Origin of the sequence: Sphingomonas sp. (genome assembly GCF_036677245.1) — a bacterium.
In the GTDB taxonomy this organism is placed as follows: Bacteria; Pseudomonadota; Alphaproteobacteria; order Sphingomonadales; family Sphingomonadaceae; genus Allosphingosinicella.
Genome location: NZ_JAKFCG010000039.1, coordinates 38,268 through 48,006, shown reverse-complemented (window position 1 = coordinate 48,006; position 9,739 = coordinate 38,268). Strand labels below are relative to the sequence as shown.

8 protein-coding genes are annotated in these 9,739 nt (G+C 63.5%); 7 read left to right on the top strand and 1 reads right to left on the bottom strand.

Annotation, left to right across the window (positions count from 1 at the left end; genetic code table 11):
- On the top strand, positions 1-340 hold a 340-nt coding region (locus V6M48_RS03940; protein ID WP_332811219.1), incomplete at its 5' end, for an aldehyde dehydrogenase family protein.
- A 46-nt stretch (positions 341-386) separates the two neighbouring features.
- On the top strand, positions 387-1,625 hold the full coding sequence (locus tag V6M48_RS03935; protein ID WP_332811218.1) for an NAD(P)/FAD-dependent oxidoreductase: 1,239 nt from the start codon (positions 387-389) through the stop codon (positions 1,623-1,625).
- Positions 1,626-1,712: 87 nt separating this feature from the next.
- On the opposite strand, the gene V6M48_RS03930 is transcribed toward V6M48_RS03935, so the two are convergent.
- Entirely contained in the window at positions 1,713-2,495 is a 783-nt protein-coding gene (locus V6M48_RS03930) for a 1,6-dihydroxycyclohexa-2,4-diene-1-carboxylate dehydrogenase (protein WP_332811217.1), read from the bottom strand.
- Between the two features lie 108 nt (positions 2,496-2,603).
- Here V6M48_RS03930 and V6M48_RS03925 point away from each other — a divergent pair, with 108 nt between their 5' ends.
- The 5 genes from V6M48_RS03925 (at position 2,604) to V6M48_RS03905 (ending at position 9,697) form a co-directional block, all read left to right on the top strand.
- Positions 2,604-4,259 (top strand): FAD-dependent oxidoreductase, encoded by a 1,656-nt coding sequence (locus tag V6M48_RS03925; protein ID WP_332811216.1) that lies wholly within the window; start codon positions 2,604-2,606, stop codon positions 4,257-4,259.
- 172 nt (positions 4,260-4,431) lie between these two features.
- The gene (locus V6M48_RS03920) at positions 4,432-5,439 is read left to right on the top strand and encodes a dihydrodipicolinate synthase family protein (RefSeq protein ID WP_332811215.1); all 1,008 of its coding nucleotides are present in this window, start codon (positions 4,432-4,434) and stop codon (positions 5,437-5,439) included.
- Positions 5,440-5,449: 10 nt separating this feature from the next.
- Positions 5,450-6,625, top strand: a complete 1,176-nt coding sequence (locus V6M48_RS03915; protein WP_332811214.1) for an aromatic ring-hydroxylating oxygenase subunit alpha — start codon at positions 5,450-5,452, stop codon at positions 6,623-6,625.
- Entirely contained in the window at positions 6,625-7,116 is a 492-nt protein-coding gene (locus V6M48_RS03910) for an aromatic-ring-hydroxylating dioxygenase subunit beta (RefSeq protein ID WP_332811213.1), read from the top strand. The genes V6M48_RS03915 and V6M48_RS03910 overlap by 1 nt, the downstream gene beginning before the upstream one ends.
- Before the next feature lie 310 nt (positions 7,117-7,426).
- Positions 7,427-9,697, top strand: coding sequence for a TonB-dependent receptor (locus V6M48_RS03905; protein WP_332811212.1), 2,271 nt, complete (start codon positions 7,427-7,429; stop codon positions 9,695-9,697).
- Positions 9,698-9,739: the final 42 nt, after the last annotated feature.

Sequence of the window (9,739 nt, the reverse complement as noted above, 5' to 3'; positions counted from 1 at the left end):
GCGCATCGCGCAGGAGGAGATCTTCGGCCCGGTCACCACGACGATGACCTGGAAGGACGAAGACGAGATGATCAAGCGCGCCAACAACACCACCTACGGCCTCGCCGGCGGCGTGTGGACGCGTGACATCTATCGGGCCCATCGCATCGCACGTCAGCTCGAAACCGGCACGGTATGGATCAACCGCTACTACAATCTGAAGCCGAACATGCCGGTCGGCGGCTACAAGCAGAGCGGCTACGGACGCGAGTTCAGCCACGAGGTGCTGAACCACTACACCCAGACCAAGTCGGTGATCGTCAACCTCGACGACCGCAAGATCGGCATGTTCGATCAATAATCATTGTTACGACTAAGTGTTGTTTGAAGGGTACGGAGGTTAATTCATGGTCGCTTCGGTTGCGATTGTCGGCGCCAACCTAGCAGGGGGACGCGCCGCCGAAGCGCTCCGGCTGAACGGCTATGAAGGACGGATCGTCCTGATCGGGGAGGAGCGGTGGCTGCCCTATGAGCGGCCACCGCTCTCCAAGGAATGCCTGTGGGACAGGGACCAGCTTCCCGAGAATTTCTTCCTCCACGACCAGCAATGGTATGAAGACAACAAGATCGAGCTGGAGCTCGGCCAGCGCGCCGAAGCGCTCGAGCTTTCGGGCGGAGCGGTTCGGCTGGCCTCGGGCAAGGAAATCCGGGCGGATCGCGTCCTGCTTGCGACCGGCGGCAAGGCGCGCTTGCTGCCGCTCGACGGCGCGACCGCGGCCAACGTCCATCATTTGCGCACCAAGGATGACGCCGACCGGCTTGCCGCCGATCTCAAGCCGGGCGCGCGTGTCGTCGTCATTGGCATGGGCGTGATCGGCGCCGAGGTCGCGGCGAGCGCGCGCAAGAGCGGCTGCGAGGTCACCGCGATCGAGCCGGCGCCGGTGCCGATGATCCGCACGCTCGGCGCGCATTTCGGAGCATGGCTCGGCCGCGAGCATGACAAGCGCGGCGTCACGGCGCGCTATGGCATCGGCGTGACCCGACTGCATCTCGATGGCGGGCTGGTCCGCACGGTCGAGCTCGACGACGGCACCCGCGTGGATTGCGACGCGGTCGTGGTCGGCATCGGCATCGTGCCGTCGACCGAGCTGGCCGCCAATGCCGGGCTCGCGATCGGCAACGGCATCGTCGTCGACCGCCAGGGCCGCACCAGCCATGAGGCGGTGTTCGCGGCGGGCGACGTCGCCGATCAGCCGAATTTCTTCGGTGGTCGGGTGCGGCTCGAAACCTATCAGAATGCCGCCGATCAGGGCATGGCCGCTGCGCAGGCGATGATCGGCCGCGAGGTCGATTATCTGAAGCCCTGCTGGTTCTGGTCCGACCAATATGACATCAACATCCAGGTCTCGGGCCGCATCGACGACAGCCTACCGGTGGTGATGCGCGGCGAGCTCGACAGCAGCCAATTCACAGCATTCTTCCTCGACGGCAACATCGTCGCCGGCGTGCTGACCGCCAATCGTGCGGTCGACATGGGCGTCGGCAAGAGGATGGTCGAGCGCCGGCTCGAGGTCGACCCGGGTCAGCTCGGCGATCCTTCGATCCCGCTCCGCGAGTTCTTGAAGCCCAAGGCGCAGGCGGCCTAAGGGCGGCGGTGAAACCCTCTCCCGTGCGGGAGAGGGTGCCTTGGCGCAGCTGCAAACGGGTGCGGGAAGGGCGCCTCCGCCCTCAGATCAGCCGATCCCGCCGCCGGCGACGTACAGCGTCTGGCCGGTGATGTAGGACGCCTCGGGCGAGGCGAAAAAGCAGATCGCGGCGGCCAATTCTTCCGGTGCCGCGAAGCGCTTCATCAAGGTGTCGCGCAACGTCTGCTCGCCGACTTCGCCAAAACCCTTGATGTCGGCTTCGGTCGGCGGCTTGGGGTTGCGCGGCGTGACCCGCTCGACATTGACTCCGCCCGGAGCAACGCAATTGACCCGGATCGGCCGATCGTCGAGGTCGAACGACAGCGCCTGGGTGAGCGCCGAGACTCCGCCTTTGGCCGCGGCATAGGGAACCCGGTTGACGCCGCGCGTCGCGACCGAGCCGATGTTGACGATCGCGCCCTTGTTCGCTTCGAGCATCAGCGGCAGCACCGCGTGGCAGCACCACATCGTCGGCCATAATGAACGCTGGATCTCGGCCTCGATCTCTTCGGGCTGATATTCCCAATAAGGCTTCGCCCAGATCGTGCCGCCGACGTTGTGGACCGACACGTCGACGCGCCCGAAATCCTTCTTGGCGCGCGCGAACAATTCGACCGCGCCGGCGCGATGCTCGAGATCGTGGACCGCGGCATGCGCGCGGCCGCCTGCCGCGTTGATCTCGTCGACGACCGCCTGCGCCGGTGCGGCGGCGCGGTCCGCGACCAGCACCGTGGCGCCCTCGCGGGCGAGCTGCAGCGCGGTCGCCCGGCCGATGCCTTGTGCCGCCCCTGTCACCACTGCGATCTGATCTGCGAATCGCTTGTCGGCCATCTCATTCTCCTTGCGCCTCTGATGGGCGTTGACATACAGGTTCGCGTCCAGAGTGAAACGCATTGGCCGCAAAAACAAGCGTGCCGCGTATCCGCACAGGAGAGGGTGATGGCAGAGGCCGCGCGACCCATACGGGCGTCGGTGTTGATTGTCGGCGCGGGTCCGGTGGGAATGACGATGGCGCTCGATCTGGCGCAAAGCGGCGTCGACGTCGCGATCGTCGAGCGCCGCGCTGCCGACGCCGAACCGCGCCAGCGCTGCAACCACATCTCTGCTCGCACGATGGAGATTTTCCGCCAGGTCGGCGTCGCCGGGGAAATACGCGACGCCGGGCTGCCGCACGATTTCCCGCAGGACGTCACCTACGTCACCTCGATGGTCGGCTACGAGCTCTGCCGGATCCCGATCGCGGCGCGCAACGATACGTTCGACAGCGTTGGCTACGCCGATTCAGGTTGGCCCACGCCCGAGCCGCCCCACCGCTGCAACCAGATGTATTTCGAGCCGATCCTTCAGCGTCACATCGTCGAGGACGATCGCATCCAGCAATATTACGAGACCGAAATCGTCGCAGTCTCCCAGGATGGCGACGGGGTCAGGGCCAAAGGCATCGCCGCCGATGGCACCGAATTGACGTTCGAGGCGGATTATCTGGTCGGCTGCGACGGCGGCCCCTCGCTGGTCCGCAAGGCGATCGGCGCCAAGTTCGAGGGTGCCGACGCACTGTCGCGGACGCGCTCGACGTTCGTGCGCGCACCCGATCTGCTCAAGATGCTGCCGCACAAGCCGGCATGGATGACCTGGTTCCTCAATCCCGACGGCTGGGGAAACATCGTTGCGATGAACGGCGATGATCTGTGGGCCTTCCACTTGTGGATGCCGCCGCATCTCGCGGATTTCGACGATCTCGAGCCAGAAAAGGCGATCCGCTCGGCAATTGGCGCCGATACTGAAGTCGAAATCCTCAACATCGACGACTGGGTCGGCCGTCGCTTCGTCGCCAACAAGTTTCGCGATCGCCGGATCTTCATCTGCGGCGATGCCGCGCACCTGTGGGTACCGTTCGCGGGCTATGGCATGAACGCCGGCATCGCCGACGCCTGGACGCTTTCGTGGCAGCTCGCCGGTGCGGTCAAGGGGTGGGGCGGGCCGCGCCTGCTCGACGGCTACGACATCGAGCGGCGACCGGTCACCGACCAGGTCTCGCGCCACGTGATGTCGATCGCGCTCAGCCATTTCGACGTCAATTTCATCACCAACCCGCCGGCCGAACTGTATCTCGAAGGGCCGGAGGGTGATGCCATGCGCGCGCAAGCGGGGCGGTTTTTCTACGACGTCAACGTCGGGCAGTTCGCGTCGTCGGGGCTCAATTTCGCGACCTATTTCGAAGGCTCGCCGATCATCGCCTATGACGGCGTTGCAGCGCCCGCCTATGATCTCACCACATACCAGCCCTCGACCGTCCCAGGCTGCCGCACACCGCATCTCTGGCTGCCCGACGGCCGCTCGCTCTACGATGCGATGGGCCGCGATTTCGCGCTGCTGCGCTCGGACCCGACGATCGATTGCGCGCCGCTGATTGAGGCCGCCGACGAGCGCGGTCTGCCGCTGAGGCTGGTCGACATTCCCGCCGGCGGCGAAGACAATCCCTATGATTTCAAGCTCGTGCTCTCACGCCCCGACCAGCACGTCGCGTGGCGCGGGAATGCGGTCCCGGACGATCCGGCGGCGGTGATCGCGCTGGTCAGCGGAGCAGCGCAGTGACGAGGATTGATCCAAATTGCACGGCATTGTTGTCCCCCAAGGCCGATGCTATAGCTTCCGGTGAAATCTTCGCGGCTGTGCCGAATCCGGTGGGACGGCGCGGCGGCGCGCATGCGATCAACAAACCCAGATAATGCTTTGTACCAAATAATGCTTTGCAAAGGAGAGCGACATGGCCGGTAACCTGATGAAGCCGCAGGACGTCAAGGGAGCGTGGGCGATCGTCCCGACGCCATCGACGGCCAATGCCTCCGATTGGCGCGCCGAGAACACCGTCGACCTCGACGAGGCGGCGCGGGTCGTGAACGGGCTGATCGATGCGGGCATCAACGGGATCCTCAGCATGGGCACGCTCGGCGAAGCGGCGACGCTGACCCACAAAGAGAAGCTCGACTATATGAAAGCGCTGGTCGATGCAGCCCGCGGCCGAGTGCCCGTGTTCGTCGGCACGACCTGCCTCAACACCCGCGATACGATCGCGCTGACCCGTGAAGCGCTCGACATCGGCGCGGTCGGCACGATGCTCGGCATTCCGATGTGGTGCGCGCCGAGCCTCGACGTGGCGGTTCAATTCTATCGCGACGTCGCCGAGGCGGTGCCGGACATGAACATCGCCATCTATGCCAATCCGGAAGCCTTCAAGTTCGAATTTCCGACGCCGTTCTGGGGCCAGGTCGCCGAGATTCCGCAGGTCGTCACCGCCAAATATATCGGCGTCGCCAATCTGATGCGCGATCTTGGCGCGATCAAAGGCCGGATCAAGCTGCTGCCGATCGATTTCGATTATTATCCGGCCGCGCGCATCGACGACAGCATCGACGCTTTCTGGTCGAGTGGCGCGGTCTGCGATCCGATCGTGACGATGACGTTGCGCGATCTGATCGCCGAGGCCCGCAAGACCGGCGACTGGAGCAAGGCGCTCGCGCTGCATGCACGGATGGGCCCGACCGCGGCTCCGTTGTTCCCGCAGGGCAGCTTCAAGATCTTCTCGACCTACAATATCGGTCTGGAGAAGGTGAGGATGGACGCCGCCGGCTGGATGAAGGCCGGCCCGATCCGCCCGCCCTATCACATCGTGCCGGAGGAATATCTGGCCGGCGCCCGCAAGTCGGGTGAGATGTGGGCTGCGCTCGGCCGCGAGCTGCGCGCCGAGAACCAGCCGCTCAGCAGTGCTGCATAAAGGAAAGTAAATGGACTCCCCATCGATTGAATGGTCGGAACACATCAACGAGGTTCCGAAGGAAGTCTTCGTTCGCGAAGACGTCTACCAGGTGGAATTGGAGCGTATCTTCTACGGTCCGCAATGGCATCCGATCGCGCATGAGAGCGAGGTGCCGAACAAGGGCGATTACAAGACCGCCAACCTTGCCGGCGTGCCGTTGCTGATCGCGCGCGGCCAGGACGATGTGGTGCGGGTGTTCTACAATAGCTGCTCGCACCGCGGGAACCAGGTCGAGACCGCGCCGATGGGGAACAAGAAGGAGTTCGAGTGCCCCTATCACCGCTGGCTGTTCAGCACCGAGGGCAAGCTGATCGGCTGCTCGAACGAGCGTGAGTTCTCGCCTGGCTTCGACCGCAAGGATTATCCGCTCGCCCAACCGCGCACGGCAAGCTTCCACGGCCTCATCTTCATCACCATGTCCCCGGAGACGGAGGAGCTCGACGAGTTCCTCGGCGACCTCAAGAAAACCTTGAGGGAGCTGATGGCCGGCGACGGACGCCTGAAGCTGCTCGGCTACCAGAAGGTGCGCTACGACACCAACTGGAAGGGCTATACTGACAACGACGGCTATCATGCGCCGCTGCTCCACCAGGCGTTCAAGATGCTCAACTGGCAGGGTGGCAAAGGCCGTCAGTTCGTGACCACCAAGCGCGGTCACGTGGGGTTCGAATCCGAGCTCTCGGTGGCGTCGGGGAACGGCGCGCTCCAGGATCCCTCGCTGATTGAGTTCAAGGGACAGGATCCGTCGGTCGGATCGCGAGTCATCTCGATCTTCCCGACGTTCGTCGCGACCAAGCATCTCGACGTGATCAATCTCAGGTTTGCGACCCCGATCAGCCACAATGTGACCGAGGTCCATTACGCTTATTTCGCGCACGCCGACGACGACGAGGAGATGCTCAAGCACCGCCTGCGGCAGAGCTCGAACCTGCTCGGGCCGTGCGGCCTGATCAGCATGGAAGATGCTTCGATCTTCCACCGCATTCACATCGGCAATCATGCGCCCGGCGCTGCGATCTTCCAGAAGGGCGTCAAAAGCCTCTCGGTGGTGGGCAGCGAGTTCCTCCAGAACGACGAGGCCGCCAACATTCCACGCTGGGAATATTATAGGGACATTATGGATTTTGAACGGAGTGCCGCGTGATGGCGTTGGACAGTCAGGCTCTTACCCAGATCGACCAGATCCTGCTCGACCATATCGCCGCGTTGGACGGCAAGGACATGAAGCGCTGGCTCGAGACCTTCGTCGAGGATGACAATGCCGGCTATTTCTGCCTGTCGCAGGAGAATGCCGAGCACGGCCTCGCGCTCGGCTTCATGTACGACGATTGCCATGCCCGGCTTCGCGACCGCGTGACGTTCGTCACCGAAATCTGGGCCGGCACGTTCCAGGATTACCGCACGCGCCATTTCGTGCAGCGTGTCGAGACCAGGGAAATCGGCAACGGCGACGTTGCGGTCAAATCGAACTTCAGCGTGTTCATGACGCCCGAAGACACCGGCGTTTCCGAGGTCCTCGCGACCGGCGTCTATGACGACGTCATCCGGCTCGGCAACGGCGGGGCTCGCATTCTGACGCGTCGGGCACTGCTCGACACCTCGGTTTTGCCCCGCTACCTCGTCTATCCGATCTAACCTGTTCCAGCGGGCGGCACCCCTTCTCGAAGGGATGCCGCCCGCCCGGAAAAGCAAGGGTTGGCGGCATCCCTTCCAGAAGGGGGCGCCGCCGGCCCCCCATCTTGAACGACGAGAATCGTATTCTTTGCGCCAGCGGGTCTGAATAGACCGCGGCTGGGCAACGAATGAAGCTCTCCGGCTCGCCGGATTCTCCCGCTCAATTTCGTGAAAGCACAGAGCGCAGCACATCGTCTAACAACAGCGCCTGGTGCTGTGTGCAACGCATTGATCATTGTAACTGTAGTTGAGTTCTGAAGAGGAAAATTGAATGAAGTCCCGGTTTGTACCTGCTTTTGTTTTGCTCGTTTCGTCCGTCAGCACGGCGGCCATTGCCCAGACCACCGAAACCTCCACGCCAAGCACCGATGCCACGGCGACCGTCCAGGAAGAAAGTGGCGCGCCGGCGCCATCGTCCGACGGCCAGCAGGGCGATCTGGTCGCCACCACGCCGGCTGCGGAAGCATCCGCCGACGCGGCGGCCGAGGCCGGCGGCATCGAGGACATTGTCGTCACCGCCACTCGCCGTGAAGAGCGTCTGCAGGACGTTCCGGTCGCCGTGACCGCGATCACCAGCTCGACGCTCAGCGCGGCCGGCGTCGGCGGCCTGCGCGACCTCACCGTCGTCGTCCCCGGCTTCCAGGGCGGCCGCAACGCGACCGTCAACCAGCCGACGATCCGCGGTGTCGGTTCGAGCGGCGTCGGCATGGCCGATGAATCGAACGTGGCGACCTATGTCGATGGCGTCTATCAGCCGTTCTCGTTCACCAGCGCGCTCGATCTCGTCGAGATCGAGCGGGTCGAGGTGCTGCGCGGGCCCCAGGGCACCGTCTTCGGCCGCAACGCCACCGGCGGCCTGATCAACGTCATCACCCCCGATCCGAGCTTCAACACGCGCGGCCGCGTCGAAGCGCGTCTCGGCCGCTTGCGCAACAACGCCACCGAGGTCGACCTGCGCACCTATGTGACCGCCGGCCTGAGCGACACCTTGGCGATGGACTTTGCCGGCCTCTACAAGAAGAACGACGGCTACATCAAAGATCTGGTGCGCGGCGGCCATCTGGGTGACTCTCGCAGCATCAACCTGCGCAGCAAATTGCTCTTCCAGCCCAATGACGATGTCCGCATCGTCCTGACCGGCAATTATGCCGAGCTCGACAGCAGCCAGAACACGGTCATTCCCCATCAGGGCAACACCGCCGGTCGCCGTTATCCAGGCTACATCGCGCCGAGAAATGCATGGGAAGCGTCGGTCACCGACGTCCCTGAGTCGAACTATGACCGCTACAGCGTCGCGCTGCAGACTCAGTTCGATCTCGGAAGCGTGAGCCTTCAGACGACCAGCAGCTACATCCAGAACGACATTCGCCAGTTCACCGATTCGGACGCAAGCAACATCTTCCTCGGTCAGATTCCGTTCGATGCCAGCGGCGAATCGTACAGCCAGGAAGTCCGGCTGCTTTCGACCGATCCGGGCCGCTTCAAGTGGATCCTGGGCGCTTATGCCTTCCATCTCGACGCGCAGTTCGAGGACATCCAGCTGCAGAACTCGACCCCGGGCAACCCGGTGACGATCACGCGGATCGATCCGCATGCGAGGACGACGTCGTTCGCCGGCTTCGGCGAAGGCACGTTTGAGGTGGTCGACAACATCTTCCTGACCGGCGGCGTCCGCTACACGACCGAGAAGCGCAAGTTCAGCACGGCGGTGAACCTCAATCCGCTGCCGTTCGGCACGGTGGAGAAGACCTCGAACAAATGGACCTATCGCGGCGCGCTGCGCTACAATTTCTCCGATCGCGGCAACGTCTATGTAAGCTATGGCACCGGCTTCAAGAGCGGCGTGTTCAACGAGCTCGGCACGACCAGCATCGCGACCGATCCGGAAACGATCAAGGCGTGGGAAGGCGGCGTCAAGCTCGATCCCCTGCCTTGGCTGCGGACCAACCTGTCGATCTATCATTACGACTATAAGGATCTGCAGGTTCAGGCGCGTGCCGCCAACGGCATCAGCTACATCCTCCAGAACGCCGCCAACGCCGAAATCTACGGCGGCGAGCTCGAGGTCACCGCTGCGGTGACCGACGACCTGAACCTGCGCGGCGCGTTCACCTACACCCACGGTGAATATTCGGAGTTCCCGAACGCGCAGACCTTCGTTCCGCTGCCCGCCGGCGGCAACCAGGTTACCGCCAACGACGTGTCCGGCAACAATGTCATTCGCGCGCCGCGCCACACGATCAGCGCCGGTTTCGACTGGGGCACCGATCTCGCCGGCGGCCGCTTCGGCGCCACCGCGAACCTGTTCCACAGCGCGAGGGTCTATTACGACTTCCTCAACCTCGCCTCGCAGAAGCCCTATACGACGGCTAGCGGCGAGATTTCGTGGACGACGCCGAACGAAGCATGGCGTTTCTCGCTTTGGGCCAAGAACATCACTAATGAAGCGGTGGTCCAGACGTTGCGTCCCGGTGTGCTTGGTACCGACGCGATCTATGATCGTCCGCGGGAAATTGGGATCGGAGCGACTTTCCGCTTCTAAAGCGTCGCATATTGGGTAACACTTTCCCTTCCACAGCCAAAT